General features: G+C 60.7%; 29 protein-coding genes and 2 pseudogenes. 8 read left to right on the top strand and 23 right to left on the bottom strand.

Translation table 11 applies throughout. From position 1 onward, the window contains the following. Positions 1-2: 2 nt before the first annotated feature. The 5 genes from NKH70_RS23340 to NKH70_RS23320 form a co-directional block, all read right to left on the bottom strand. Positions 3-1,103, bottom strand: a complete 1,101-nt coding sequence (locus NKH70_RS23340; protein WP_353026107.1) for an ImmA/IrrE family metallo-endopeptidase — start codon at positions 1,101-1,103, stop codon at positions 3-5. Beyond that, positions 1,100-1,477: a hypothetical protein gene (locus NKH70_RS23335; RefSeq protein WP_353026105.1), complete on the bottom strand. Its 378-nt coding sequence runs from the start codon at positions 1,475-1,477 to the stop codon at positions 1,100-1,102. Before NKH70_RS23335 ends, NKH70_RS23340 begins: the two co-directional genes overlap by 4 nt. 21 nt (positions 1,478-1,498) lie before the next feature. After that, positions 1,499-1,864 (bottom strand): hypothetical protein, encoded by a 366-nt coding sequence (locus NKH70_RS23330; protein ID WP_353026103.1) that lies wholly within the window; start codon positions 1,862-1,864, stop codon positions 1,499-1,501. 343 nt (positions 1,865-2,207) lie between these two features. After that, entirely contained in the window at positions 2,208-2,453 is a 246-nt protein-coding gene (locus NKH70_RS23325; RefSeq protein ID WP_353026175.1) for a transcriptional regulator, read from the bottom strand. 275 nt (positions 2,454-2,728) lie between these two features. Beyond that, a complete protein-coding gene (locus NKH70_RS23320) occupies positions 2,729-2,965 on the bottom strand; it encodes a helix-turn-helix domain-containing protein (protein WP_224685811.1) in 237 nt (78 codons plus the stop codon). A 168-nt stretch (positions 2,966-3,133) separates the two neighbouring features. On the opposite strand from NKH70_RS23320, the gene NKH70_RS23315 reads away from it, so the two are divergent. Next, positions 3,134-3,646 (top strand): helix-turn-helix domain-containing protein, encoded by a 513-nt coding sequence (locus tag NKH70_RS23315; RefSeq protein ID WP_353026100.1) that lies wholly within the window; start codon positions 3,134-3,136, stop codon positions 3,644-3,646. 14 nt (positions 3,647-3,660) lie between these two features. Here the strand turns inward: NKH70_RS23315 and NKH70_RS23310 are convergent, their stop codons facing one another. The 4 genes from NKH70_RS23310 to NKH70_RS23295 all read right to left on the bottom strand — a co-directional run bounded on the left by NKH70_RS23310 (position 3,661) and on the right by NKH70_RS23295 (position 7,312). Further along, complete coding sequence (locus tag NKH70_RS23310; RefSeq protein WP_353026098.1) at positions 3,661-4,914, bottom strand: CapA family protein; 1,254 nt, start codon at positions 4,912-4,914, stop codon at positions 3,661-3,663. 74 nt (positions 4,915-4,988) lie between these two features. Next, positions 4,989-5,837, bottom strand: coding sequence for a transporter substrate-binding domain-containing protein (locus tag NKH70_RS23305; RefSeq protein WP_353026096.1), 849 nt, complete (start codon positions 5,835-5,837; stop codon positions 4,989-4,991). A 52-nt stretch (positions 5,838-5,889) separates the two neighbouring features. Next, on the bottom strand, positions 5,890-6,639 hold the full coding sequence (locus NKH70_RS23300; protein WP_502908389.1) for an ABC transporter permease: 750 nt from the start codon (positions 6,637-6,639) through the stop codon (positions 5,890-5,892). 13 nt (positions 6,640-6,652) lie between these two features. Next, the gene (locus NKH70_RS23295) at positions 6,653-7,312 is read right to left on the bottom strand and encodes an ABC transporter permease (protein WP_353026094.1); all 660 of its coding nucleotides are present in this window, start codon (positions 7,310-7,312) and stop codon (positions 6,653-6,655) included. 272 nt (positions 7,313-7,584) lie between these two features. Here NKH70_RS23295 and NKH70_RS23290 point away from each other — a divergent pair, with 272 nt between their 5' ends. After that, positions 7,585-8,532, top strand: a complete 948-nt coding sequence (locus NKH70_RS23290; protein WP_353026093.1) for a LysR family transcriptional regulator — start codon at positions 7,585-7,587, stop codon at positions 8,530-8,532. A gap of 157 nt (positions 8,533-8,689) precedes the next feature. Here the strand turns inward: NKH70_RS23290 and NKH70_RS23285 are convergent, their stop codons facing one another. Further along, positions 8,690-9,784, bottom strand: coding sequence for a site-specific integrase (locus tag NKH70_RS23285; protein ID WP_353026091.1), 1,095 nt, complete (start codon positions 9,782-9,784; stop codon positions 8,690-8,692). 128 nt (positions 9,785-9,912) lie between these two features. Here NKH70_RS23285 and dusA point away from each other — a divergent pair, with 128 nt between their 5' ends. Beyond that, the gene (dusA, locus tag NKH70_RS23280; RefSeq protein WP_353026090.1) at positions 9,913-10,905 is read left to right on the top strand and encodes a tRNA dihydrouridine(20/20a) synthase DusA; all 993 of its coding nucleotides are present in this window, start codon (positions 9,913-9,915) and stop codon (positions 10,903-10,905) included. 8 nt (positions 10,906-10,913) lie between these two features. On the opposite strand, the gene NKH70_RS23275 is transcribed toward dusA, so the two are convergent. Both NKH70_RS23275 and NKH70_RS23270 read right to left on the bottom strand, forming a co-directional pair. Then, positions 10,914-11,618 (bottom strand): TIGR02281 family clan AA aspartic protease, encoded by a 705-nt coding sequence (locus tag NKH70_RS23275; RefSeq protein ID WP_352977200.1) that lies wholly within the window; start codon positions 11,616-11,618, stop codon positions 10,914-10,916. A 13-nt stretch (positions 11,619-11,631) separates the two neighbouring features. Further along, positions 11,632-11,865, bottom strand: coding sequence for a DUF1289 domain-containing protein (locus tag NKH70_RS23270; RefSeq protein ID WP_031193575.1), 234 nt, complete (start codon positions 11,863-11,865; stop codon positions 11,632-11,634). Between the two features lie 197 nt (positions 11,866-12,062). Here NKH70_RS23270 and NKH70_RS23265 point away from each other — a divergent pair, with 197 nt between their 5' ends. Continuing rightward, positions 12,063-13,061 (top strand): nicotinate-nucleotide--dimethylbenzimidazole phosphoribosyltransferase, encoded by a 999-nt coding sequence (locus NKH70_RS23265; protein ID WP_352977248.1) that lies wholly within the window; start codon positions 12,063-12,065, stop codon positions 13,059-13,061. A 4-nt stretch (positions 13,062-13,065) separates the two neighbouring features. Here NKH70_RS23265 and NKH70_RS23260 read toward each other — a convergent pair whose 3' ends face one another. Next, positions 13,066-14,580 (bottom strand): sensor histidine kinase, encoded by a 1,515-nt coding sequence (locus tag NKH70_RS23260; RefSeq protein WP_352977201.1) that lies wholly within the window; start codon positions 14,578-14,580, stop codon positions 13,066-13,068. Between the two features lie 75 nt (positions 14,581-14,655). On the opposite strand from NKH70_RS23260, the gene NKH70_RS23255 reads away from it, so the two are divergent. The 4 genes and pseudogenes from NKH70_RS23255 to NKH70_RS23240 all read left to right on the top strand — a co-directional run bounded on the left by NKH70_RS23255 (position 14,656) and on the right by NKH70_RS23240 (position 17,257). Further along, positions 14,656-15,279: a thermonuclease family protein gene (locus NKH70_RS23255; protein ID WP_352466227.1), complete on the top strand. Its 624-nt coding sequence runs from the start codon at positions 14,656-14,658 to the stop codon at positions 15,277-15,279. A gap of 41 nt (positions 15,280-15,320) precedes the next feature. Next, positions 15,321-15,932: a glutathione S-transferase gene (locus tag NKH70_RS23250; RefSeq protein ID WP_352977202.1), complete on the top strand. Its 612-nt coding sequence runs from the start codon at positions 15,321-15,323 to the stop codon at positions 15,930-15,932. Next, positions 15,872-16,563, top strand: a pseudogene (locus NKH70_RS23245) (uracil-DNA glycosylase family protein). The gene NKH70_RS23250 and the pseudogene NKH70_RS23245 overlap by 61 nt, the downstream one beginning before the upstream one ends. A 202-nt stretch (positions 16,564-16,765) precedes the next feature. Continuing rightward, positions 16,766-17,257 (top strand): Lrp/AsnC family transcriptional regulator, encoded by a 492-nt coding sequence (locus NKH70_RS23240; protein WP_006333679.1) that lies wholly within the window; start codon positions 16,766-16,768, stop codon positions 17,255-17,257. A gap of 11 nt (positions 17,258-17,268) precedes the next feature. Here NKH70_RS23240 and NKH70_RS23235 read toward each other — a convergent pair whose 3' ends face one another. The 10 genes and pseudogenes from NKH70_RS23235 to NKH70_RS23190 form a co-directional block, all read right to left on the bottom strand. Further along, positions 17,269-17,841 carry a DUF3299 domain-containing protein gene (locus NKH70_RS23235; RefSeq protein WP_352466225.1) on the bottom strand — a complete coding sequence of 191 codons (573 nt, stop codon included), beginning with the start codon at positions 17,839-17,841 and terminating at the stop codon, positions 17,269-17,271. 69 nt (positions 17,842-17,910) lie between these two features. After that, positions 17,911-18,492: a GNAT family N-acetyltransferase gene (locus tag NKH70_RS23230; protein WP_352491299.1), complete on the bottom strand. Its 582-nt coding sequence runs from the start codon at positions 18,490-18,492 to the stop codon at positions 17,911-17,913. Continuing rightward, a complete protein-coding gene (locus NKH70_RS23225) occupies positions 18,452-19,156 on the bottom strand; it encodes a DNA alkylation repair protein (RefSeq protein WP_352719448.1) in 705 nt (234 codons plus the stop codon). The genes NKH70_RS23230 and NKH70_RS23225 overlap by 41 nt, the downstream gene beginning before the upstream one ends. 7 nt (positions 19,157-19,163) lie before the next feature. Continuing rightward, positions 19,164-20,039, bottom strand: a pseudogene (locus NKH70_RS23220) (NAD(P)-dependent oxidoreductase); the annotation flags it as partial. 58 nt (positions 20,040-20,097) lie between these two features. Then, positions 20,098-20,925, bottom strand: a complete 828-nt coding sequence (locus NKH70_RS23215) for an ABC transporter permease (protein WP_352502421.1) — start codon at positions 20,923-20,925, stop codon at positions 20,098-20,100. Next, a complete protein-coding gene (locus NKH70_RS23210; protein ID WP_023675013.1) occupies positions 20,922-21,635 on the bottom strand; it encodes an ABC transporter permease in 714 nt (237 codons plus the stop codon). Before NKH70_RS23210 ends, NKH70_RS23215 begins: the two co-directional genes overlap by 4 nt. 118 nt (positions 21,636-21,753) lie before the next feature. After that, a complete protein-coding gene (locus NKH70_RS23205; protein WP_292653573.1) occupies positions 21,754-22,536 on the bottom strand; it encodes an ABC transporter substrate-binding protein in 783 nt (260 codons plus the stop codon). Between the two features lie 213 nt (positions 22,537-22,749). Further along, positions 22,750-23,259 carry a molybdopterin-guanine dinucleotide biosynthesis protein B gene (gene mobB, locus NKH70_RS23200; protein ID WP_352977204.1) on the bottom strand — a complete coding sequence of 170 codons (510 nt, stop codon included), beginning with the start codon at positions 23,257-23,259 and terminating at the stop codon, positions 22,750-22,752. Then, positions 23,256-23,885, bottom strand: coding sequence for a molybdenum cofactor guanylyltransferase MobA (gene mobA / locus NKH70_RS23195; RefSeq protein ID WP_352719451.1), 630 nt, complete (start codon positions 23,883-23,885; stop codon positions 23,256-23,258). Before mobA ends, mobB begins: the two co-directional genes overlap by 4 nt. A gap of 66 nt (positions 23,886-23,951) precedes the next feature. After that, on the bottom strand, positions 23,952-24,872 hold the full coding sequence (locus NKH70_RS23190) for a DMT family transporter (RefSeq protein ID WP_353026089.1): 921 nt from the start codon (positions 24,870-24,872) through the stop codon (positions 23,952-23,954). Positions 24,873-24,952 lie beyond the last annotated feature (80 nt).

Raw genomic sequence — 24,952 nt, 5'->3', positions numbered from 1 at the left:
TCCTAGACGGTGGCGGGATTGATCTGCCTCCAGTCCCACGTACGCTTAAGATAGTTCAACTTGTCGGGCTCCAGCATTCCACGGTGCTGCATCTGTCCGACGGTTAGGCCTGGAGCCACTCCAATCGAAACGCTGAAGCGAACGATGTCGTCTCGTTTCGGCCTGACGCGTTCGAATTCGGACTCCCGAAGGGCAGGAATGACGCATTCCGCCGCAAACTCGTTGGCCTCGTTTTCCCGATCTGCGTCCCCCGGTAGAGCATCATCGTCAACGAAGGTGTTCGCCTTATGGAGCACCAGGTGTCCGATCTCATGGAAAACCGTGAACCAGAACTGATCATCCCGCTTGTAGCGGAAGCTCAGCAGGAGCATTGCCTTGTCGGGATCGACCATTCGTATCGCGCCGCTGGCGCGGCAGCCATCGGGAGCCTTGACGACTACAAGCGCAACACCCGCTTCCGCGCAGAGCGTCCTCAACCTCGGTAGAAAGAGCTGAGGATGGCGGATCATAGAAAGCCTTCGGATGTCCCGCAGCCGATCCATCAGATTCCCGGAATTCCAGGCACGTGTCTGGATCATGTCGGCCTCAAGTTCGCCGCGCCGGAGCCACAGAAGAGTGGCATCTTCCTTTGACGCGAATGCCTTGGAGGTACGATAGTCCGTTTCGCCTACCAGGCGCCCATATCGACCCGTCCACGATTCTGCGTCCGGAACGTTGTAGAACACCAATCTCTTGCGGATTTCGGCCGCACGGCGCTCTAGGGATAGCTTGCCACGCGCCTTCTGGCCCGGAGCGGGGAGGCGCAGCAGCAGATCCTCATGTCCACTTTCTCGGACTTGAACCACAGCACGATCGACCGCTGTATCGAAGTTCTCCTGCCGCTTCAGCCAGAATTTCGCCGTCGCTCCCAGGACCGCCGACAGCGTCGAAGCGGAAGACTCGTCGATCTGCCGCGATCCGTTTATGAGGCTGCGGACAGCATCAAGCCCATCCTCGAAGCGCTCGGCAAGGTCGTGCGCGGAAATGTTGCGTCGTTGCATGATTGCGCGGATCGAGTCGCCAGGTTTCGAAAACCAGTTGGCTGTAGAGTGCTCATCGATCATCGTACTTCCGATATGGCTGTCAGCTTCACGAATTCAACACTGGCCCAGTCAATCCGTCCATCGTTCGTCAGTGTGACGTTCTGATCCACGCTCACGAAGGTTGCGGTGTAGCTCGAACCGATGGCGACTTTAAAGCTCTCATCGTCATTGATGGTCACGTTTCCCCCAAGGATCTCATGCCACCCCTGAACATTCTCGAAAGCTTCCGCATCCGCAAGCTCGGTGACCAGGCGATCTGCATATGTTCTACCAAACCGTTGTTCCGCCACGTCCCGGTTGAGGCAACAATGCTTTAGGTCGGCCGTCCCATACGAAATCTGCATCCGCGAATCAGCGTCCGCTCGCGAAATACTGAATGGCGAGGCTTGCGCCATCCTGATCGGCCAAGACTACCTTCATTGAGGACGAGCCGATCCCTGAGGTTTGTCCGCTTGCTTGGCGCGGATACGACCAATGCGGGACCAGTTCCTGCCCAGTTCCTGTTCGGCGGCCTCATTCATGTCGACGCTGGTGGCGTTGCAGAGGGCTGCGAGCGTAACGAGGACGCCCCCAACTTCTTGGCGCACGTCACCTTTCGCCCTACCGAACACGTACTCCACCAATTCGAGTGCCTCCTCCTTTGTGCAGGAGTTCGCCTGAGCGAGTTCGAGCGCCTCTTCAAGGAAGCGATGATTGCGCTCCTGTACATCGAGGTGCGCCGACGTCGGAAAGCACGCGACAATCCATTGCCACACGCGGTGTTGAAACGAGCCTGAAGGCATGTCCACTCCCAGAGGTTACCCTAAGAAGACACTGAGTCTGAGGTAGATTCAAGTTTCAGGGGAACAACGAAGCCGGCTGGACAATAAAGGTTGTGCATAAAAGCCGTGACTTTTTCTTGCGGCCGGCCTCGTTCTCTTCCAACAGAAAATCAATCTCGTCACGATGCCGTCAGACGGATGCCGGATGACAGCTTCTCGCCAATAGTAATCGAAAAGCGGACAGACCGCTCGGCCCTTTTCGGTCGTTCAATATCACCTATACGTTTGGCCGCACCTGGCGCAAAGCGGCCGGAAGTCGCTGTCAGATTTGGACGATCGCTCGAAGCTGGGCGTTCGGCGTTCGCTATTGCCGTTTGGCCAAGCGCACGCCAGCGCCACCGCCGTTTTCCGAAATGAACTCGATGCCCGCCCTTTCAAGGGCACCACGGATCGCGTTCCGATTTGCTATGGTGATCGGTGGGACGCCATCCGCAGCTTCTGCGCGCCTAACTGTGGCCACTCCCACGCTCGCCGCATCGGCCAAATCTTCGGCACTCCAACGTATCAACCCTCGCGCTCCTCTGATCTGGGCGCCGATAATTTCTTTCATATCATCTAATTTCAAGTTGATCACTTATGGCTCACATGATATGAAATCACTCACTTAAGCCTTTCTGCGCCAAAGCTCATAGGGGCAGGGGCTCACGTATGGACTCGGCTGAGGGACGTGCGTCGGCAGTCATCCCGGCCTGACTATAGCCAAGCTTTAGGGAACTCGGATTATCGCTGATTCCGACAATACCACGACTTTGCCTCTCGTCACCCGCAGGAGGGTACTTGTGGCAAATTCAATTGCAAAAACCTGTCTTTCAGCCAACGGGACATTCAAACCAAAGGATCTAAGAGCCGAACACCTTCACCCTTTTGACCAGCAGACAAGAATTCGACACCTGCTTTTATCAGAGCCGCCTCAATGGCCTGCAGAGTGCTGATCCGGGAATCTACCTTGCCATTTTCCAACCGGGCAAGCGCATTTAGCGATACAATTGCCTTGTCAGCCAGCTCCTGCTGCGACCAACCAAGCAAAGCCCGAGCGGCTCGAATCTGTCGTGGACTGACCATGAGTCCACAATCGGCAGGCAGATTTTCTTTGCCACCTATAGGGTTATTTTGCACCCTATAAGGTATATTAAATGGCGAAGTGACCTGCCGATAACATCGGTGCGAAGAGCCCGGAGCGTACGCGACAGACCCTCTATCCGTTGACTAGTGGAGCATCGAAAGGCCTTGTTGAAGCCGCAACGCTCCGTCCTCTTTCGGACGGAGCCGAAGCTAAATATCGATAGTGACCCTCATCCCGCCGATCAGCACGTCGGCAGGCAGATTGCGACGGTTCGCGTCCAATCAGATGTCTCGCAAGCCCAACTTGCCCGATCCATCGGCATCAGCTTCCAGCAGCTCCAGAAATACGAGAATGCGAGAAACCGTGTGAGCGCGTCGATGCTCTACGAGATCGCTACGTCGCTGAACGTTCCCGTCAGCCGCTTCTTCGACGGCCTGCCGGGAAACGATGAGAAGACCTGCGTCGAGGCGCGGCCCCTGCCGGTCGATGAGCGCCTGGATTTCATCGCCAGCGCGGAGGGTCGGCGCCTGATCGAGGGGCTAGTGAATCTTCCGCCGCGTGTGCGCGGGCGCGTCTCGTCCCTGATCTCAGCGTTAGGGGAGGAGTTGGCATTGCTCGACGCGAAACGCGACAATGAAACGGCCGGCGAAGCCGCGCCGGCCGAACACAAGACGGCCTGACGGCCGGCGGCTTGTCAGCCGAATTTTCGGGCAGCGGGCAGGGCGATGCGGCCGCAAGCCGAGGACACTTCGATTTCGACGCCGAACGCCCGCGAGCGGGTCGCGAAACCCTCGAGGATGTCTCTCGCCGCGCTTCCAGTGACGGCGACTGGTACCAATCTGCCCGTTGCTGATCCGAGAGACTGAGCTTCCGCGCCGATTACGACGGGCAGGAGATTTATTTCTGCGAGGTTTCCGCCAGCATCATAGCGGCACGCGGCGATGATGCTTTGCCAGACTTCCGGTGGATCCCATTCGGTTTCGTCTGGGTGGACGTGGAAGAGAAAGTTTCCGAGGCCGTAGAAGATCGGCGAGCCCTTATAGATTTCCACGGCCTGCAGCACCGGCGCGCCGTGGCTCACGAACAGGTTCGCGCCGGCGTCGACGCACATCCGGGCAAAGGTCTGAACCCAGCGCGGTACGTCCTGCCAACCTGGTTCCCAATGATGGTGGTGCAGATAGGCAATGACGAAATCGCCTTGTGCCGCCGCGAGCCGGATGGCGGACAGATGGACACTCGCGCTCCGCTGGTCGACTTCGATCAGACGGCCGAAATCGGCGGCTTGCGTGAACACGGTGCCGTAGAAATTAATCTCCGTGTCGGCCGACACCTCTACCGGGTCCTCCGGTTGCGCATAGTTGGCCAGTTCAAAGGGGGAGCTTTGCAAATGAGCGCCCAGCCTTGCCAGCCTGCGGAAATGTTCGTCCGGGACCCCCATCTTGCGAACGGTGTTCAGACGATTGACGCCGGGCCGAGCCGGCCGGAAGGCCGTGCGGTCTTCGGCATACATGTTGGCCGGGCCGGGGCCTGCATCCATTGCAAGAAGCGCGACCTCGCGCGCACCCAGCCGGCGGCGACCCGGGTTCCTCGCTTCCGTCTCGTCGGCCCCGATGCCGGCGTGGAGGACGCCGCGCGCCTTCACTTCCTCAAGCGTCGAGAGGATACCGCCGGCGGCGAGATCGAAGGCGTGGTTGTTTGCGAGCGCAAGCGCGTTGAAACCGATCGCCTGCAATGCGTCGAGCACTTCAGCCCTGGAATATCCGAAGTATTTGCCCTTGGTCGGCCACCCGCCATGCTTGCCGAGGATCGTCGACTCGAAGTTGGTGAAGACGACGTCGCCTTGGCGCAGGAAGTCCGTAACCGCGATGAAGCGTTCGTCTTTGAGGTCACGGATGTCGTGCTTGATCAGGGATTGGCCGGTAACGACCGCGCAGAACTGGTCTTTCATGGGGCTCGCCTTGAAGGAGGGGAGGGCGCTGACGTTCCGGCCAGCGCCGCGTCAATGTTGAAGTCGGGTGCCGCCTATTGCGAGACGGCCGGTGAGATATCGCTTTTGAACCATTTCAGGCTCAGCGCCTTGATCGTTCCATCCTTGGTGGCCGCGTCGATGGCCCCGTTGAACTTGGCGAGAAGTTCGGCATCGTCCTTGCGCATGCCGGCGCCGACGCCCGGCCCCCAGAGCCCACCCTTCAGTTCCGGCCCGAAAAACACCGCATCCGAACCGGAAGGCGTCTCCAGAAAATCCCGCCAGGTGAAGTAGTCGGCGAGACCGCCGTCGATGCGACCCGCGGCTAGATCGAGCTTCATGTTGTCCAGGCTGTCATAGCTGCGGATGGTCACGACATCGCCCAGGATTTCCTTCACGACGGCTTCCGAATTTGACGAGCGCAGGGCCCCGATCGCCTTGCCGGCGAGTGTCGATCTGAGGCGTTCGATGGTCGCCTTCTCTTTGTCCCCGATGGTGGAAAGGTTGACCTTTTCCTTGGTGTCGCCGGCGTCGAGACCCAGGTCCTTGCGCACCACGAACTGGTTGAAGCCGGTGCCGTAGGGGATCGAGAACGCGATCGACTGCTTGCGTTTTTCCGTGATCGCCATCCCGGACATGATGACGTCGAACTTGCCGACAAGCAGTGCCGGGATGATCCCGTCCCAATCCTGCGGGACGAAGGTACATTTGATCTGGATGCGACGGCATAGCTCCTGTCCAACATCGATATCGTAACCGTAGAGTTGACCGTTGGCGTCAGTGCCATCCCAGGGCGGCGAGGCGCCTTCAGTGGCGATCGAAATGACGCGCTCGCTTTCGGCGCCGGCGGGGAATGCCGACATCAGGGATGCAATAGAAACAGCAATAGCTAGGGGTATGCGCATGATGCACCTCTTCGTTGGTTTGGATGGAAAGGGGAGCCCAGAACCTGCGGCGTCAGGGCAGGGGCGTCGTGATCTCTGGGTCAGGTAGGGCGGAGCGCACTCGCGCCTTCCGTCGACGCACCGGATGGCCGTCGGTCGAAAGCCATCGCTCCAGCAACTGGATCGCTTTCACCGCGATCGAGGTGAGCGATAGGTAGATCGCTCCGGCGACGATGAAGATCTCGTACGGCGCGAACGTGGTCGACACCATCTGTCTCGCCATGCCGGTGATCTCGAGCAGCGTCACGGTGCTCGCGAGCGACGAGCCCTTGATCATCCCGACGATCTCGTTGCCGTAGGCTGGGAGCGATATCCTGAAAGCGATCGGGAAGGTGACCAGGCGAGCGATCTGGAAGCGTTTCAAGCCGAGAGACGTGGCCGCCTCGGTGACACCCTTAGGCACGGACTGGAGACCGCGGCACAGGATCTCGGTGGTGTGTGCCGCGCTGTTCAGCGAAAATGTCAGAAGGGCGCACCAGAAAGGATCCCGCAGGATCACCCAGAAGATGCTGGCTCGCACCGCCTCGATCTGAGCGAGGCCGTAGTAGAGCAGAAAGAGCTGAACGAGCATCGGCGTCCCGCGGATCACATAGGTGTATGCGAGCACCGAGAGCGAGAAGCCGGGGCGTCCAAACGCGCGGATGAAGGCCAGCGGCACGGACAGAAGAAATCCGGCCGTCAGCGACAAGATCGTCAGGGTCAATGTGAGACCGACTCCCGAAGGTAGGACAACCATTGCGTCAAACATCAAGCCGAGGTTCATGGTTCGCTCCCTCCTACCCGCCGAGTGCCGGATAGCGCCGCTCAGCCAGCCGGATCGACAGCAGCGTGACGGTGGTCAGCGAGAGATAGAGAACGGAGGCCGCAAGGTAGAAAGTTAAGGGTGCGCGCAAGGATCCGGCCCCTAGATACGCAACGCGCATGATGTCGGTCAGGCCGACGATCGAAACCAGCGCGGTATCCTTGAAGAGCGAAATCCAGAGATTGCCATAGGCCGGCAGCGCCAGCCGCAGCATCTGCGGCCCGATGATGAACACCCAGCGCTGCCAGGCGTTCAGCCCAAGCGACTTTGCCGCTTCGGTTTGACCCGCTGGCACTGCCGCAATCGCGCCGCGAAACACTTCGGTCGCATAACCGCTAAAAACGACCGAGAGCGCCATAACCCCTGCGCTGAATGCGTTCACCTCCACATACCGGCCGGCGATCTTGCTGGCGAGCGTGGTTCCGCCGAAGTAGATGAGCAGGATAATGAGAAGTTCTGGTACACCACGGACGACCGTGGTGTAGGCCGTCACAACACGGTTGAGGCGCGGTTGTGCAGTGCCCTTCGAAATGGCCAAAAGCAGCCCAAATGCCGTACCCAAGCAGCCGCTGACAAGGGCCAGGCTTATGGTCACGGTGAGTGCGACAACAAACTGATTAGTAAAACCACCCATGGGGCGCTTTCCTCGACTCGCAATTACCGCTGGATACGCCGGTCTTTATCGCCAAGACCAAGCCGTATAACCCAAGGTTGCGAATTGTTATATTTGTGATTTGGAGTTAATTTGAGATATTGGCTAATTCTAGCGCCTGAAATTACACACTCAATCTATAATTTTTATTATTTTATCTATAACGCACCGTTATATACTGAGGCGGTTCGTTGCTCCCCAGGTTGGCGTTGTCTGCTTCCCGGGTGGCGTTATCAGGGAAAGGAGCGCAGGGAATGGAGTTGCTGCAGAGCGACCTAAAACTGCGGCAGCTGAAAGTCTTCCGGGAAGTTTTGCGGGCCGGTTCGACAAGGCGAGCGGCGGCAGCGCTCGGGATAAGCCAGCCTGCCGTCAGTCAACATGTGAAGCAACTCGAGAACACGCTCGGCATCACACTCTTCAAGAGATCAGCCAACCGCATCGTCCCCTTGCAGGAAGCATGGGTACTCCTGCGAAACGTGGAACTTGCCCTGACGTCCCTGGATCGGCTGGAAGCGTCGATCTTCGCGATGAAAAATGATGAAAAGCAGCGAATCGCGATTGCCGCGCCTTCTGTTTTCGGGTTCGTGACCTTGCCCAAGGTGGTGGCGATTATCCACTCAAAGACCGCCTCGAATGTCCGGTCGATTTCGGGTAGCTACGAGCAGATCGGCGAGCACATCCTGGCCGGGCGGGCGGATCTCGGAATCTCGAGATTGCCCCTGGATCCACGCCTGTTTGAATGGACGCCGCTTGGGTCAGCCCGCAACGTCTGCATCTTTCATCCCGACCACCGCTTTTCAAAACAGACCTGTATCGAGGCTCACGACCTGGCAGGCGAAACGATCGTCGATATCGATCCCCAGTTCGCCGCCCACCAAATGAACTTCAATGCGTTGCGCTTCGCCGGCGTCGAGCCAGACATACTGGTGGAATTCGACTGCAACGGTCACGAAGCCGGATACGTTTCGGCTGGCCTAGGTATTTCGATAACCAACGAGATCATCGCGCGTGAGTACGCTGCGTTTCACTTGGGAATAAGGCCAGTGGAGCCGTCCGCGCTCTACCACTACGTTGCGATTTGGCAGAAGGGCCGGACCTTTTCCAGCGCATTGAATGTCTCGCTCGAGGCGATCATCGCTGCGTTTTCCACGGAGCCGCCTGCGGTTTCCTTAGGAAGCGCCAATTTATTGGCGGTCGGCTAGGCTGCCCTCGCAGTTCGGATCGTGTGCAGGGTTTCCGGCTGAGATGTGTATATCAACGCAACATCTTCCAATCCTTGCGACCCGTGACAACATCGCTCAATCCATCCTGGATTCGTCGTTGTCCTCCCAGCAACGGCGGATGTCTGGCAAAGTGGTATTAGCCGATTGCTTGCCGCAACTCCGTATGTGGCGGTGTCTGTTGAAGCCTCGCCGCGATCACATGAAGTTGCTCCGGCCTCAAGTGGGTATAGCGGCGGAGCATCTTCCAATCCTTGTGCCCGGTGACCATGGCGACCTGCTCGATGGTGAAGCCAGCTTCAAACAGGCGGCTTGTGCCTTCGTGACGCAGGTCGTGGAAGTGCAGGTCCTCGACCTTAAGTTCATGACAGGCACGTCGGAAGGCGGTTCCGGCCGACTTCCCATTGTAGGGGAAGATGCGTCCCTTTCCCTCAGTGGAGAAACGCTGCTCTTCGAGGATCGCGCGGGCGTCGTAACCACTCACATCGAGGAGCGGGATACGCATGTGATTGCCCTTTTTGTGGCGTGGGTCCTTGCGATCTCGTATCAGCAGGGTGTTGTTGCGGTCGTTCAGGTCCTCCCACGTGGCGTTGCAGATTTCCCCGAGCCGCATGGCGGTGGCGATCGCAAAGCGGATGATCTTGTCGACGGGGATAATCTGGAAGTTGTTTTCTCTGAAGTACCGGATCAGGGCCTCTATCTCGCCAAGTGTCGGCCGCCGATCGCGTTCGTTGCCCTTGCCAACAAGACCCAAGCGGGCGAGGGCGACACGACCAAGTTCCACCGGCTCCGCTGAATAAGGCAGTCCATGCACAGCCGCGCCGTGCACCAGCAATGTCCGGATGTATCCGATGTCTATTCCAACGGTGACAGGTCCGGCGCCTTCCTCGGCTCGTTCCTTGCCGAACTTTATGACCTGTTCGCGACTGAGATCCGCGATGTTGAGCCTTCCGAGCCTGGCTCGTAGCAGGTCCAGGCTGAATGCCTTCGAACGCCCGATCAACTTGCCAACTTCCGTCATATCGGCGATATGCAGGTCGATCAGGTCGGAGACCGTTTTGATCCCGTCCTTGTGCCTGGGAGCAGGCTTCTGACCCAGGTCGATTTCTCGCTCAATTCGGCGCGCCCACATCTCGGCGTCCTTGCGGAGCGAGAAGCTGGTGCTGAGGTAGTGGCCCTTGCAGCGAACCTGCACACGCCACTTGCCGGAAGCCAACTTGTTGATGGATGCCATGGGTGGTCTCTTTTTCGTGCACGCTGTGTGCACAGGGAGGGGTACAAAATGCGAAAACTGACGGATATCGTGTCGTACAAACGGCGAACGTGTGCACGTTTTAAGGCCCTGAAAATACGAGAAAAAGCGTGATAAATCAAGCCCATAGGATTTCCGTTGCGCCTATGATGGATTGGACGGACCGGCACTGCCGGTTCTTCCATCGCCAGCTGACGCGCGAGGCGCTGCTCTACACCGAGATGGTGGTGGCCGATGCGGTCATACACGGCGCACGCGAGCGGCTGCTCGGCTTCGACGACAGCGAACATCCGGTGGCTCTGCAGCTCGGCGGCGCCGATCCTGGAAAGCTGGCCGAGGCGGCGCGCATCGGCGAGGCCTTCGGCTATGATGAAATCAACCTCAATGTCGGCTGTCCGTCCGACCGCGTCCAGTCGGGCACCTTCGGCGCCTGCCTGATGAAGGCGCCCGTGCTCGTCGCGGATTGCGTCGCGGCGATGAAGGCGGCGGTGAAAATACCGGTTACCGTCAAATGCCGCATCGGCGTCGATGAGCAGGATCCGGAACCGGCACTCGATTCGTTGGCCGACGGTGTTTTCGCGGCCGGCGCAGACGCGCTGTGGGTGCACGCCCGCAAGGCCTGGTTGGAAGGACTGAGCCCAAAGGAAAATCGCGACATCCCACCGCTCGACTATGGCCGCGTCTATCGGCTGAAAGCCAGAAAGAAAAACAAATTCATCGGCATCAACGGCGGCATTCAATCTCTCGCAGAGGCGCTGACGCATCTCGACCATGTCGATGGCGCCATGCTCGGCCGCGCCGCCTATCACACGCCAGGGATACTGACCGGCATCGATGCCGCGTTTTACGGCAGCACAGCTGAGCCGTTCGATTTTGCCGCACTGATCGATGCGATGGCGGACTACGCGGCACGCCATATCGAGCAGGGCGGCCGGCTGGGGCATGTCACCCGGCACATGGTCGGGCTGTTTCACGGCCTGCCCGGTGCACGCCGCTACCGGCAGATCCTTTCCATCGAGGCGACCAAGCAGGGTGCCGGACCGCAGGTGCTCAAGGCGGCTTTCGCAGAGGTCGATTTCGGCAGGACCGCAGAGGCGGCCTGAGGAAAAACTTAATCCCGCAACACCATGCGGTCACCGCGTACGTCGAAGCCCGATAGCGAGCCGATGAAATTCATGCCGAGCAGGCTCTGGCCGAGCGTGCCGGGTGCGGCGATCATGATGGGCATGTCCTTGCGCACGATGCCGCCGATCGACAGTTCATCGGTTCGCACGGCGGCGGCGCGTGTCATGCCGTTGGCGGTAGAGATCGGTATGGTGAAGCGGAGAGCCGCCGAATTGAACCCGACCGCCAGCGCGTCCTCGGCGGTCAGCACGGTGCTGGTCGCGCCGGTGTCGACAACCGTCAGGATTGGCGTGCCGTTGATCGTGACGCGCGCTTCGAAATGGCCGCTGCCGGCCTTGTCCAGGGTGACGGTGGCATGGCCTTCTTCCACACCCAGCGCCAGCGGACTGCCGGGAACAAGGCCGGCGGTGATGCGGCTGGCGAAATCCTGCAACTCATAGCGGTACTGATAGCCGGCGATCAGCGCCAGCACAATGGCAGCCCAGGCGCCGAGGCTGCGTGCCATGGTGCCTAACGGCCTGCCCGATCTGAGCAGGCCGGCACCGACGAGCGCCGCTAAAGCGCCAAGCCAGATCAGCTGGCTGAAGTTGTAATTCTCAATGCCGAATGTACTGCCGGCGGAATCGTTGAGCATGAGCAGGAGTACACCCGCCCCGATCGCGACGATCAGAATCCACAATAGTCGGTTCATCTCTGCGGCCGGTTCACGAGAGGGCGTCGCGTTCGCGTGCCATGCGGCTGCGACGGGTTTCCCGGCGGGGGCGTCGCTCGACCGTTTCCAGCCTTGCCGGCAGCTCGGCCATGACGCTGCGGCGGGTTTGTGGGGTCATGTCGATCCAGGCGGCGATTTCCTCGCGCGTGCGCCCGCAACCGAAACAGAAGCCGGTTTTCATATCGATCGAGCAGACCAGGATGCACGGGGATTCAATGGCCGTCATAAGGATTTCCTTGGCTAGCCTCCACATGGTGCAACGACAAAGTCAATGCAAGCCCTCCGGGATGCGCCGCCAACGAATGCTTTCGCGTCAATACCGCCAAGTTGTACCGGGCCTGGAGGTTGTGCCGGCTTGAGGTTGTGCCGGCTGGCCAAGGCGGCTATGCCGCTCACCAATTCATACGGACGATCGCCATCGACATGACCAGCGCGCTGCCTTTCGACGATTTTCGCGACCTCCTGGTGAGCCTGCCGCCGCCAGATATGGCGGCCAAGGCCCGCGTGCGCCAGTTGTTTGCCAAGGCAGACAAGCCCGAAGGCTCGCTCGGCCGCATCGAGGACATCGCCGCCTGGCTCGCCGGCTGGAGCGGTCGCGCGCCGCCGGCGGTGACGCGGCCATTGGTGGCGATCTTTGCCGGCAATCATGGCGTTACCCGCCACGGCATTTCGCCGCGCCCCGCCGCCGCCACGGCAAATGCAGTCGAGCTCTGCGCCGCAGGCGGTGCAGCAATCAACCAGATCTGCATCGCTCATGATCTCGGCTTGAAGGTGTTCGATCTGGCTCTGCACATCCCGACGGCCGACATCACCGAGGATGCGGCACTGGACGAGCGCGGTTGCGCCGCCACCATGGCCTTCGGCATGGAAGCGATTGCCGGTGGCACCGACCTGCTTTGCCTTGGCGACCTCGGCGTCGGCAATTCGACTGTCGCCGCGGCTCTTTGCACGGCACTTTTCGGCGGCAGCGGCGCCGACTGGATCGGCCCTGGATCGGGGGCCGACGCGGCAATGCAGAGGCGCAAGGCGGAGGTGGTCGATGCCGCGATCACGTTTCACGGCGCGAGCCTCAAGGACCCGCTGGAAGCGCTGCGCCGGGTCGGCGGACGGGAATTCGCAGCGATCTGCGGCGCCATTCTGGCGGCGCGGATGCAGAAGATCCCGGTGCTGCTCGATGGATTCACGGCGACTGCGGCCGCTGGTGTCCTACATACCGCCAACCCCGCCGCGCTCGATCATTGTCTCCTCGCAAGCCTGTCGCCGGAGCCTGGCCATGCCAAGGCCGCCGAGCGCCTCGGCCTTCGCGCACTGCTCGATCTGGGCGTCAGCCAAGGCGAAGGGGTAGGGGCGGCTCTTGCCGCCGGCCTGGTCAAGGCGGCCGCGTTGACCAGTTCAGGCATGGCGGCGGCAGTCCGCGGCTAGGCATTCAGCGCCGGCGCGAAGCAACCGCCTTGGTCGGCAGCGCCGGCAGTTCCTCCATCACCCGGCTCAGCGGGAAGATGGCGATCGCCTCGGTGCCTTCGCGTAGCTTGGAATGGAGCTGGAATTCGCCGCCATGCATGGCCAGCAGGCCTTGCACGATCGGCAGGCCAAGCCCGGTGCCCTGTTCGGCGCTCTTGATGGCGATCGAGCCCTGGCCGAAGGCCGAGAGCACGATCGGAATCTCGTCTTCCGGTATGCCCGGCCCATTGTCCTTGACGGAGAGATATTGCCCGCCGCCCGCCGTCCAGCCGACGCGCACGCGGATTTCGCCGCCGGTCGCGGTGAACTTGATGGCATTGGACAAGAGGTTGAGCGCAATCTGCCGCACCGCGCGTTCGTCGGCGAACAGGCGCGGCAAGGCGTTTTCGAAATCCTGGACGATGCGGATGTCCTTGTTGCGCGCCTTCAGCTCCATCATGTGGCAGCAATCCTCGACGACGGAGAGCAGCATCATCGGCTCCTCGTTGAGCTGGTAGCGGCCCGCTTCGATGCGCGACAAATCGAGAATTTCGTTGATCAGGTCGAGCAGATGCTGTCCGGAGTCATGCACGTCACGGGCATAGTCGCGATAGGTCGGGTTGCTCATCGGGCCGAGCACCTCGTTGGCCATCACTTCGGAAAAGCCGAGAATGGCGTTGAGCGGTGTGCGCAGTTCGTGGCTCATCGAGGCCAGGAAACGCGATTTCGCCAGATTGGCGTCTTCCGCCCGCCGCCGTGCCTCGTCCGACATCGATTTCGCCGTCTCCAATTCGGCGATCAGCGCATCCTTTTCGGAGCGGAACGAAAGCAGCATCAGCGAGGAACGGTTGAGCTGGCGCGCCACATAGGCGAAGAAAGGCAGCGACGCGATCAGCAAACCGGCCATGATCACTTCGACCGGCATCCATAATTTTGCGCTGGCATAGGCATAGATGGCGGCCGGGAGGGCGAAGGTCGCCAACAGCGCGCCGCGCAGGGACGATGCCAGGATCGCGGTTGCCGACATGGCGAGCAGCAGCACCACCGCCTTGGCGACCTGGAACTGATCGATTTGGCAAGTTTCGCAGCCGAGCCATGCGAACCAGGCCCAGCCAAGCCCGCAAAGAAAATGGCCGATCAGGAAATCCCTATGCGTCTCCAGCGGGTTGAGCTCGGACGCTTGAGTGACGCGTCTCGCCATGAATGCAACGATGGTATAGCAGATGAATGTGAACAGCGCCCAGACGCCGATCTCCTTGCCGATGCCCGCGAACAAGCCTGCCGCGGCCGTTGCCAGAACGAGCAGCGGGATGACGATCACGCCGCCGGTCATCGAAAGCGCGTGGAGTTTCAAAAGCTCGCGGTCGAAGTCGGGATTTCCGGCTTGCTGCGAAAGACGGTCGCGCGTCTTGCGCACCGCGCGCGCGACATCGCTGTTGCGATGGCGTTTCCTGCGGTCCACAATAAACTTGTCCGCCGTGGTCGAGCGTTGCAGGGGCATGAAGTCTTCAATTTACGCGGGCAGCAATTTCAATTCGTTAAGCTACGTTCGAATGATTAACCAACGGTTTGCCATATGAGCCGTTCGTGGTCGCGATGGCCGCGCCAGCGATACTATGCGCCGCGTCCGCGAAGCCTGTGGCGCCGACTAATGGACTATGGGCTGACACTCATCGTGCTCGGCCTGCTGATCCTCCTGGCGGCGCGCCTCGACCGGGTGGAGACGCGCAAGACGGAGGGCGCGGCCATCGTCAACGACGGCGATAGCATCACCCTCGGCAGCGAGCGTATCCGCATGCGTGGCATCGACGCCCCGGAATATTCGCAGATCTGCCGGAAGGACGGTGCCGATTATCCCTGCGGCAAGCTCGCGCGGCAGTCCCTGGTGCGGCTGATAGCCGGCAAAGCCGTCTCCTGCAGCGGCTGGCAGCGCGACCGCTACGGCAGGCTGCTCGGCGACTGCAAGGTCGGCGGCAAGGATCTCAACCGCGCGCAGGTCGAGGCCGGCTGGGCGGTCGCCTTTGGCGATTTCGAGACCGAGGAAGCTGCTGCGCGCGCGGGCAAAGCCGGCATCTGGGCCGGAACTTTCGACGAGCCGAAGAACTGGCGCGAGAGCCACGGCCACGAGCTGGTCGAAAGAAAGCACGGCACCTTGGCGTCGATCGGCGATGCCTTGCGCGAAATTTTTCGCTTCTGGTGAGCTGTGCCTATAGTTCGTCGGGACGGACGAGGAGGATAGAGATGAAGCTGTTCGACGGCGGGCGGGCGCCCAATCCACGTCGGGTTCGGATTTTTCTGGCCGAAAAGGGACTTCTGGTTCCGCTGGTGCCGGTCGACATGGGCGCGCTGGAGCACAAAGAGCAGCCGGTCAGCTCGCGCAATCCGCTGAAGCGTCTGCCGGTGCTCGAGCTCGACGATGGCACCATCATCACCGAATCCGTCGCAATCTGTCGTTACTTCGAGGAACTGCACCCCGAGCCGGCTTTGTTCGGGCGTGGCGCGCTCGGCAAGGCGATCGTCGAGATGTGGCAAAGGCGTGTGGAGTTCAATCTGTTCGGCTGTGTCGCCGCGGCGTTCCGGCATATCCACCCCGCAATGAGGGAATGGGAGATCCCGCAAATCCCCGAATGGGGTGAGGCCAACAAGCCGAAGGCGATCGAATTCCTGAGATTTCTGGACACTGAGCTCGCCGGCAGGGAATTCGTCGCCGGTGATGCCTATTCGATCGCCGACATCACCGGGCTGGTCGCCATCGACTTCATGAAGCCGGCTCGCATCAAGGTACCCGAAGAGTGCACCAACGTGCTGCGCTGGTATCGAGAAATCTCCAGCCGGCCGAGTGCAGCCGCCTGACAATGAGTTCCGAATGAGCGAAGAGCTGGAAGCCCTGGCGGCGAGGGTACGCGCCTGCCGCATCTGCGTCGATAGGCCGGCCGGCAGGCCGTTGCCGCACCAACCGCGGCCCGTGCTCAGGCCATCTTCGAGCGCCCGTATCCTGATTGCCAGCCAGGCGCCGGGTACCAAGGTCCACGTGTCAGGCATGCCGTTCACCGACGCCTCCGGCGACCGACTGCGAAGCTGGCTAGGCGTCGGCAGCGAGGAATTCTATGACACGGACAAGTTTGCCATCGTGCCAATGGGCTTTTGCTTTCCAGGTCAGGACGCCAAGGGCGCCGACCTGCCGCCGCGCCGCGAATGTGCGCCGGCATGGCGCACATCGCTGATGGCGCTGATGCCGCAAGTCGATATGGTGCTGACGATCGGCATCTACGCGCAAAGCTGGCATATGGGCGCGGCGCGCCGTCCCTCGCTGACGGAAACGGTCATGGATTGGCGTGCCATCTGGGCGGCGGCGACCGACCCGAAAGTCCTGCCGCTGCCGCACCCGTCCTGGCGCAACACCGGCTGGCTGAAGCGCAATCCATGGTTTGAAATGGATTTGCTGCCCTTTCTGAGATCGGAAATCCGCTATCGCCTCGGCTAGGCATTCGGCAAGAAATCACTCGCTTTTGCGCTATTCAACAGAATTTCTTTCTTGTAATAGGCTTGAGCAAGAGAGAATATGGTAATCCATTCCTCGAAGCGCGTCGCGCATGAGGGGACGCGCGTTAAATTCTTGTTTTTATGCATGTCGTTGTGCCAAGGCCGCTGCGCACTTTGGACGACTTGCATCAGGGGAGCACCCAATGGACCGCCTCGATAGAAAAATCCTCCGCCTCCTTCAGGAGGATGCGACGCTTGCAGTCGCCGACGTCGCCAAGAAGGTGGGCCTGTCGACGACGCCGTGCTGGCGGCGCATCCAGAAGCTCGAGGAAGAGGGCGTCATCAAGCGGCGTGTCGCCATCCTCGATCATGAAAAGGTCAATGTGCGGGTCACCGTGTTCGTCTCGATCCGCACCAATTCGCACAGCCATGAATGGCTGCGGCGCTTTTCGGAAGTTATCCAGGAATTTCCCGAAGTGGTCGAATTCTACCGCATGAGCGGCGACGTCGACTATCTCTTGCGCGTCGTGGTGCCCGACATCGCCGCCTACGACGCCTTCTACAAGCGGCTGATCGCCAAGATCGAGATCCGCGACGTGTCGTCTTCCTTCGCCATGGAGCAGATCAAATACACGACCGAGATGCCGCTGGATTACATGGTGCTCGACAAGGAGTCTGGCGCCAACGCTGCCTGAGATTCTTCTGCTTAGTTCTTCTTTTTGTTGAGGAAAGTCCAGGGCGAGTTGACCGGCAGCGTGATCGTGTCCGGCACGGTGTCGACGTCGACCACCTCGGCCTTGCGCACAGTGTAGCCCGACTGGATGACGCTTACACCGTCAAGGATAAAAAGCTGACTCTTCTCCATGCCGGGCTGCAATGCGCCGGTTACCGAAACCGGCTGGTAGGCCTCAGACATCCGGTAGGGTTGGGCAGGCGTAACGAGGACGATCTGGTTGGGCGGCGGCGTCGGCATATGGCTGCAGGCTCCCGTCCAGGGCACCAGCAGGAATTGATAGACGAGATCGCCGTCGCGATCGACCGGCAGTGCATAGCCCGCGAGTTGTACGGTCTTGTCCTGCAAGTTGAGTGACAGCGTCTCGCCATGATCCGGCATTTCGGCCGCGATCATCGGCAGCCCGACGCTTTCGGCGGCTGCCTGGCTCGCCGGGCGCAGATCCTTCCAGAAAATATGCATCGTCCCGGCGCAAGCGTTGCCTGCGACAACAGACGCGAACACTGCGGCTGCAAGCGTCGCGCCTGACTTGAGACGGTTTTTCATTCCTGCTCCACTTGCTGAGCCTTGATCTGCGGCCTATGCCAGCAAGTAAAGCTGCCGCTGTCGCCAAGGTCAACGTTCAAGCCGCATCACATGCCGGCGCGAGCCGGTCATGCCGATCTCGCGAAAGCCGCGTGCGGCGAACATGTCCCGAAAACCCATAAAGCTGTAGCTCGGCGACGCCTGGTCGACCGGATAGGCCTCGATCGTCGTGGCGCCTTTGGCAAAGGCGTGATCGATGGCTGCATCAAGCAATGCGCTCGCCAGCCCGCCGCCGCGCAACGCTCTAGGCACAAAGAAGCAGACGATCGACCAGATCCCCGCCTCGCGGTCGTCCTGCTGCCGTGACAGCTTGCGGTAGGTCTCGCGCGGCGCGACCGAGCACCAGCCGACGGTCCGGCCATCGTTCTGGGCGACAATGCCGACCGGCGTGCCGGCGTCGATCAGCGCCATCATCGCGCGTTTCTTCTCGACGTTCTCGACATGCTCGCGGCGGTCGAGATTGCGCCAAGCCATACACCAGCAGTATTTCGGCCCGCCGGGTTGCTCGAACAGGTTTTCGAAATCGGCGCGCGTCGATTGCGTCACCTCCGTGAAGCGCACTTCGCTCAGGTCAAGCTTTTCTGGTGGCGAGCCGTTCGAGCGTCTTGGCATCGGAAAGTTCCTTCACGGCGTCCTTGCCGATCCAGCGTGCAGTCTTGTCCGTCGAGGCTGCCAGTTTTTGCGCCAGGGCAAGGGCAGGGCCGTGCAAATTCATCGATCGCTTGCCGATCGAACGAAGTGCCCAGTTCACAGCCTTCTTCACAAAGTTGCGGCCGTCGGTCGCATGCGCGTCGATGATCGACAGAAATTCGAGGAAGGTCGTCTCGGGTTCCTTCTTCCGGTGAACCACCGACCAGGCCATCATCGCAAAAGCCGTGCGCCGAACGAATTCCCGTTCGTCGACCGCGAATTCGGCGATCAATTCCTTCCAGCAATCCGAATCGACAAAGAGGTCGGAGACCCCGTCGACGATATCCCAGGAATCGAAAGTCGCCGCCCATCGTCTTGCATCCGCGGCGGAGAACCGCTCCGGATCGGCTGTCACGGAAGCAATGAACTGCGCCTCCATGATGCCTGTCTGCCAAAGCTCGAAGGCACGCTCATGGTTGCGCTTGATTTTCTTGGCAATCTGCCGCTGCACGCCATGCGAGATACCGAGCGCACGTTCGATCTTGATGCCGTAGCGCAGCATGCCAAGGCGATTTTCCTCCGAGCCAATCGAGCGCAGATGAGCGACGATTTCGTCGGCGCTGGATTGAGGCGAAAGCTCGGCCACGGCGAACCTACTTCTCCAGCCTTGCCAGCAGCGAGGACGTGTCCCAGCGCTTGCCGCCCATCGCCTGCACGTCCTTGTAGAACTGGTCGACAAGTGCCGTCACCGGCAGTTTGGCGCCGTTGCGGTCGGCCTCGGCAAGGCAGATGCCAAGATCCTTGCGCATCCAGTCGATGGCGAAGCCGAAATCATATTTGCCGGCATTCATTGTCTTGTGGCGGTTCTCCATCTGCCAGGAACCAGCGGCGCCCTTGGAAATCACCTCGATGACCTTTTCGATGTCGAGCCCGGCCTGCTTGCCGAAATGGATGCCCTCGGCCAGGCCCTGAACGAGGCCGGCGATGCAGATCTGGTTGATCATCTTGGTGAGCTGGCCAGCCCCGGCCGATCCCATCAATCCGACCATGCGGGCATAAGCATCTACGACCGGTTTGGCCCTGTCGAAGGCGTCGGGCTCGCCGCCGACCATCACGGTCAGCATGCCGTTCTCGGCGCCTGCCTGACCGCCGGAGACCGGGGCGTCGAGGAACGCAAACCCGAGCGCTTGCGCCTGCTGCGCCAGTTCGCGCGCGACCTCGGCCGATGCCGTGGTGTTGTCGACGAAGACGGCGCCTTTCTTCATGGAATTGAAGGCGCCTCCGGCGCCGGTCGTTACCGAGCGCAGATCGTCGTCATTGCCGACGCAGGAAAAGACGAAGTCCTTGCCCTCGGCCGCCTCCGCTGGCGTCGCAGCGAAGCTGCCGCCATGCTGGGCAATCCACTGCTCGGCCTTGGCCCTGGTGCGGTTGTAGACGGTGACGTCGTGACCACCCTTGTTCTTGAGATGCCCGGCCATCGGATAGCCCATGACGCCAAGACCGAGAAATGCCACCGAAGCCATGTTTTCGAATCCCTTAGAAGCCTGCTTTGCGGTCTTCTTACCGGATCAGGCAAGGCGATGGGAGTCAGCGGTGCAGATGGATGGTGATGCGGCGTTCGATCCACTCGACGCCGTGGCGCAATGTTTCGACGATGATCAGATAGATGATCGCCGCCCAGATATACGACTGAAAGTCGAAGGTGCGCGCATAGGTGAGCCGGGTTATGCCCATCAAATCGTAGACCGTGATGATGGCGACGATTGCCGAGCCCTTGATCATCAGGATGATCTCGTTGCCATAGGGGCGCAGCGCCACAATCAGCGCCTGCGGCAGGATGATTTTCCACATCGTCTGCAGTTTGTGCAGGCCGAGCGAGGCGGCACCTTCCCATTGGCCCCTCGGCACGCTCTCGATCGCGCCACGCAAAATCTCGGCCTGGTACGCGGCCGTATTCAGCGAAAAGGCGAAGATCGCGCAGTTGAACGCCTCGCGGAAGAAGCCCCACAGGCCGACCATCTCGAGCTCCGGCCGGAAGGAGCCCAACCCGTAGTAGACCAGAAAGGTCTGCGCCAACAGCGGCGTGCCGCGAAAGAAATAGACATAGGCATAGGCGAACCCCGAAAGGATCGGGTTCTTCGACATGCGTGCATAGGCGATCGGCACAGACAGGATCGCACCAAGCACAATCGAGATGGCAACCAGCAACAGGGTGATGCCGAGGCCGGATATGTAACCGGGTGCATATTTCTGGAAGAACTCCGGGTTCCACGCAGCGACCAGGTAGACAACCATGCCAATGCCGAGTGCGATCCACAGGCCGACCAGAACATGGCCGAGGATGCGTTGGCGCGACCAGCCGCGTGCGGGCGGCGGCGGCCGGTCGACCTTCAGCGTGTCGGTGGCCAGGCTCATCTCTTGACCTCGCTGCCGCCGACCGCTCGTTCGATCGCATTGATGCCGAAGGAGGAGACGATCGCCAGCAGGAGATAAATCAGGCCGGCAAAACCATAAAACAGGAAGGCATGCTTGGTGACGCGAGCGGCAACCCCACTCTGCCGGAGGATCTCGTTGAGGCCGACTGCCGAGACGAGGGCGGTGTCCTTGAGCAGGATAAGCCAGAGATTTGCAAGTCCGGGCAACGCTATGCGGATCAACTGCGGCAGCACGATCAGCCGCATCGTCTGGCCGCTGGACAGGCCAACTGAATAGCCTCCCTCATATTGCCCTTTTGGAATCGCGCGGAACGCGGATAAAAACACCTCGCTGGAATAAGAGGAAAAAATGAAGCACAGCGCGATCATGCCGGCGACGAAGCTGTTGACGTCGGCGGACGTTCCGGGGCTCACTAGCCGGACAATGTACTGCAGGATCAATGGGATGCCGAAGAAGATCAGAAACAGTGTGAGCAGCTCGGGTATTCCGCGAAAAATCGTGGTGTAGATGTTCCCGGCCAGTCTCAGCGAGGGCTCTTCCGACTGTTTGGCCAGCGCCACGAAAAAGCCGAGCGTCAGCCCGAAGGGCAGAGTGGCCAGCGCAAGACATACCGTGACAAACACACCCGCGGCGATGTCGTCGAGCCAGCCTTCGGGTCCCCAACTGAGAAGCGTCAGTGCGCTCTGCATCCGCCTGCCTGTTCTCCTTAAAGCTTTTTGAGACCCAAACCGCGTCACCCCTCGTGCGCGGCATCCTTATAAGAACGGCGGGAATCTCCCGCCGTTCACGTCGTCCTATGTCGGTCGATCAGGACTCGCCGCCATAGACGTCGAATTTGAAGTACTTGTCGTTGATTTCCTTGTACTTTCCGTTCGCGCGGATGGCGTCGATCGCCGCATTGAACTGGTTGACCAGATCGGTCTCGCCCTTGCGCACGGCAATGCCGGCGCCCGGACCGTGGATTTCGATAACCGGCTGGATTGTGCCGACCAGCTTGCAGCAGGCACCGTCCGGCGAATCCAGCCATTGCTGCAGCACGACGACGTCGTCATTGGCGGCATCGAGCCTGCCATTGGCCAGATCGAGCTGGTATTCCTGCGCGGTCGGATACGGCTTGACGGTGCTGTCGGTATAAGTCTTGGTCGAATAGTTGAAATGCGTGGTGGACGCTTGCACGCCGATCGTCTTGCCGGCCAAATCTTCCTTAGTGACACCCTTGATGTCAGTGTCCTTGGGCGCGGCGATCGCCGGCGGCGTATTGTAATATTTGTGGGTGAAGTCGACCTTCTCGGCGCGTTCCGGCGTGATCGACATCGACGCGACGATGGCGTCGAACTTGCCTGCCTGAAGGGCTGGAATGATGCCGTCCCAGTCCTGCGCGACAAAGGTGCACTTCACCTTCATCTCGTCGCAGAGCGCCTTGGCAATGTCGATATCGAAGCCTACGAGCTGGCCGTCGGCGGTGAGGTTGTTGAATGGGGGATAGGCTCCCTCGGTGCCGATCCTCAAGGTTTTTTCCTGGGCCTGGGCAACGCCAAGCGTCAGCAGCGCAGCCGATGCGGCGAGCGCGATACGCAGTGCAATACGCATAATGGTCCTCTCTGTTGGTCCCGGCCGTCGTTCCCGAACGGCTCTGTGGGCGGTGCTTTTGACCGCCCGCTGGCGCGATACTCCCATTCTTTCCCAAGAAAAAGCAACTGCAAAACCGTCGCTTGAGGGAAGGTCATGGTCAGAAAGCGATGACGCTGGGTCAGACGCCTAAATTGGAAAGTAAGTGGGCGGAAACTGTCTTCTGCCGCATCTTCAGCGCGACAGGCCGGTGGCGCGCTCGATGAAGTCAGCTATCGAATTCGTGTCGTCGAGATCGAAGGCCGGCAGGTCTACGCCGACAATGGGGAAGTCGGAGGCGATGGCGACAATGTGTGGATCGCCTGCCGAGAGTGGTGTCCGGTCCTTGGCCTCGAGCCGTCGCGTCTCGATTTTCTTGTGCGCCTCGCGCTTGTAACCCTCGACCAGCACGATATCGGAGGGTGTCAGCCGTGACAGGATCGCGTCTAGCGTCGGCTCGTCCTCGCCGCGCAATTCGTGCATCAGCGCCCAGCGCCTGCCCGACACGACCGCGACCTCCATCGCTCCCGCCTGCCGGTGGCGAAAGCTGTCCGCTCCGGGTTTGTCGATGTCGAAATCATGATGGGCGTGTTTTACCGTCGACACTTTCCAGCCGCGCCGGACGAGTTCGGCCACCAGCTTTTCGGTCAATGTCGTCTTGCCGGAGTTCTTCCAGCCGGTGATGCCGAAGATACGTCTTTTCATGGCCCGATGCTCTGCAACAGATGCGCGGCCTGGGCAAGGTCGTCGGGAGTGTTGATGTTGAAGAACGGATCGATCTCGGCCCCGCCGGATTTCAGGATGGGAAATTCCACCTCGACAAAACCGTGCCGGTCGATGAACGCCGCAACGCGCCGGTTGTCTTCCTCGACGAGAAATTGTCGCAAGGCCTGATCTAACCCTAGCGGCCAGAGTGCAAAGGTCGGATGTCGTTTGCCGCCGGAACAGGCGACCGCGATAGAGCCCGGGCGTGCATAGGCTGCTGCGAGCAGCCGCTCGACCATGTCCCTGGGCAGGAAAGGCGTATCGCCGGCAGCCGTGACCAGCGCCTGGCAAGTCGTGTCGGAAGCCCATTCGAGACCGGTCAGGATCCCGGCAAGCGGCCCGGCATAACCTTTGACGGTATCGGCAAGCACCGGAAGCCCCGTCGCGGCAAACCGTGCTGGATCGCCATTGGCGCTAAGCGCAAGCGGTCCGACCTGTGGGCCAAGGCGCGAAACGACACGGTCGAGCAGAGTACCGTCGCCAAGCGCAAGCAGGGTCTTGTCGCCGCCGCCCATCCGGCTCGACCGGCCGCCGGCCAGAATGATCCCTGCGATATGTCGGCCCATCGTTTGCTGCCTAGACCCAATGACCAAAATCCAGTTTTCAAATCAGACGGTCGTCGACGGTCACGCCTATATGCCGTCCGGCGCCATGTCCGGTCCAGCGCTTTCGGCAGCCGTCTTTTGCCGGCCGACGATCCGTTCGCGGTAGAGTGCATAGAGGCCTGACGCGATGATGATCGTGGCACCGAGGATCATCGGCAGATCGGGGACATCGCCGAAGACTGTGAAGCCAAGCAGGATCGACCAGAGCAGGGCGGTGTAGCGGAACGGCGCGATGAAGGAGATATCGCCCACCCGCATGGCCGTGATGATGAACTGGTAGCCGATGAGCACAAGCACCGCCGCCAGCGCCAGGAACGCCGTGCTTTTTCCTGTCATGGGCGTCCAGCCGCCCATCGGCGAAAGCAGTGCCGCGCCCAGAACTGTCATGGCAAGCGCGGTAGCGGTCGACACCAGCAATGTCGGAATTGCCTGCCGTATCCGCTTGGTGGCGAGATCGCGCACCGCACAGCATGCGACGCTGGCCAGCGCCAGCAGAGAAAAGACGCTGAACCCTTCGAAGCCCGGCCGCACGATGATCAGCACGCCGGCAAAACCGACGGCAATAGCCAGCCAGCGCCGCCAGCCGACGCCCTCGTTGAACACAAGCGCGGCGCCCATCGTCACCGCCAGCGGCAGCGCCTGCAGCACGGCGGAGACATTGGCGATCGGAAGATCTGCCAGAGCAACCAGGAACGACACGGTGGCGCCGGCCTCGCTGGCGACGCGCAGCGCAACTGTCGGCTGCAGCATCGAACCTGGCCGGGCAAGCGCGCCGCGTTGCCACGCAAGCAGGCCAACGAAAAGCGAAGCGAAGGCGCCGCGGATCAGCATGACCTGCGCCATGTTCATCGATTCCGACGAGAATTTGGTGATAGCGTCGTTGAGGGTGAAGCCAGCCATGGCCACCATCATGAACAACGCGCCGCGCAGATTTAGCGAAAGAGGCAAGGCGATTACCGGGTGAGTCCTGCAGCAAGCGTCTAGCAGGCACCCGCAAAACAGCAACGTCAAAGGCTGGGCCACAGCCT

This window comes from Mesorhizobium sp. M0991 (assembly GCF_040318915.1).
In the GTDB taxonomy this organism is placed as follows: Bacteria; Pseudomonadota; Alphaproteobacteria; order Rhizobiales; family Rhizobiaceae; genus Mesorhizobium.
This window is presented reverse-complemented; position numbering and strand designations above follow the sequence as displayed.

Excerpts from the sequence above, each read along its gene's own strand:
- NKH70_RS23340 (WP_353026107.1), bottom strand. The coding sequence starts at position 1,103 with ATGATCGATGAGCACTCTACAGCCAACTGGTTTTCGAAACCTGGCGAC.
- NKH70_RS23335 (WP_353026105.1), bottom strand. The coding sequence starts at position 1,477 with ATGGCGCAAGCCTCGCCATTCAGTATTTCGCGAGCGGACGCTGATTCG.
- NKH70_RS23330 (WP_353026103.1), bottom strand. The coding sequence starts at position 1,864 with ATGCCTTCAGGCTCGTTTCAACACCGCGTGTGGCAATGGATTGTCGCG.
- NKH70_RS23325 (WP_353026175.1), bottom strand. The coding sequence starts at position 2,453 with ATGAAAGAAATTATCGGCGCCCAGATCAGAGGAGCGCGAGGGTTGATA.
- NKH70_RS23320 (WP_224685811.1), bottom strand. The coding sequence starts at position 2,965 with ATGGTCAGTCCACGACAGATTCGAGCCGCTCGGGCTTTGCTTGGTTGG.
- NKH70_RS23310 (WP_353026098.1), bottom strand. The coding sequence starts at position 4,914 with ATGAAAGACCAGTTCTGCGCGGTCGTTACCGGCCAATCCCTGATCAAG.
- NKH70_RS23305 (WP_353026096.1), bottom strand. The coding sequence starts at position 5,837 with ATGCGCATACCCCTAGCTATTGCTGTTTCTATTGCATCCCTGATGTCG.
- NKH70_RS23300 (WP_502908389.1), bottom strand. The coding sequence starts at position 6,639 with ATGAACCTCGGCTTGATGTTTGACGCAATGGTTGTCCTACCTTCGGGA.
- NKH70_RS23295 (WP_353026094.1), bottom strand. The coding sequence starts at position 7,312 with ATGGGTGGTTTTACTAATCAGTTTGTTGTCGCACTCACCGTGACCATA.
- NKH70_RS23290 (WP_353026093.1), top strand. The coding sequence starts at position 7,585 with ATGGAGTTGCTGCAGAGCGACCTAAAACTGCGGCAGCTGAAAGTCTTC.
- NKH70_RS23285 (WP_353026091.1), bottom strand. The coding sequence starts at position 9,784 with ATGGCATCCATCAACAAGTTGGCTTCCGGCAAGTGGCGTGTGCAGGTT.
- NKH70_RS23275 (WP_352977200.1), bottom strand. The coding sequence starts at position 11,618 with ATGAACCGACTATTGTGGATTCTGATCGTCGCGATCGGGGCGGGTGTA.
- NKH70_RS23270 (WP_031193575.1), bottom strand. The coding sequence starts at position 11,865 with ATGACGGCCATTGAATCCCCGTGCATCCTGGTCTGCTCGATCGATATG.
- NKH70_RS23265 (WP_352977248.1), top strand. The coding sequence starts at position 12,063 with ATGACCAGCGCGCTGCCTTTCGACGATTTTCGCGACCTCCTGGTGAGC.
- NKH70_RS23260 (WP_352977201.1), bottom strand. The coding sequence starts at position 14,580 with ATGCCCCTGCAACGCTCGACCACGGCGGACAAGTTTATTGTGGACCGC.
- NKH70_RS23255 (WP_352466227.1), top strand. The coding sequence starts at position 14,656 with ATGAGCCGTTCGTGGTCGCGATGGCCGCGCCAGCGATACTATGCGCCG.
- NKH70_RS23250 (WP_352977202.1), top strand. The coding sequence starts at position 15,321 with ATGAAGCTGTTCGACGGCGGGCGGGCGCCCAATCCACGTCGGGTTCGG.
- NKH70_RS23240 (WP_006333679.1), top strand. The coding sequence starts at position 16,766 with ATGGACCGCCTCGATAGAAAAATCCTCCGCCTCCTTCAGGAGGATGCG.
- NKH70_RS23235 (WP_352466225.1), bottom strand. The coding sequence starts at position 17,841 with ATGAAAAACCGTCTCAAGTCAGGCGCGACGCTTGCAGCCGCAGTGTTC.
- NKH70_RS23230 (WP_352491299.1), bottom strand. The coding sequence starts at position 18,492 with ATGCCAAGACGCTCGAACGGCTCGCCACCAGAAAAGCTTGACCTGAGC.
- NKH70_RS23215 (WP_352502421.1), bottom strand. The coding sequence starts at position 20,925 with ATGAGCCTGGCCACCGACACGCTGAAGGTCGACCGGCCGCCGCCGCCC.
- NKH70_RS23210 (WP_023675013.1), bottom strand. The coding sequence starts at position 21,635 with ATGCAGAGCGCACTGACGCTTCTCAGTTGGGGACCCGAAGGCTGGCTC.
- NKH70_RS23205 (WP_292653573.1), bottom strand. The coding sequence starts at position 22,536 with ATGCGTATTGCACTGCGTATCGCGCTCGCCGCATCGGCTGCGCTGCTG.
- mobB (WP_352977204.1), bottom strand. The coding sequence starts at position 23,259 with ATGAAAAGACGTATCTTCGGCATCACCGGCTGGAAGAACTCCGGCAAG.
- mobA (WP_352719451.1), bottom strand. The coding sequence starts at position 23,885 with ATGGGCCGACATATCGCAGGGATCATTCTGGCCGGCGGCCGGTCGAGC.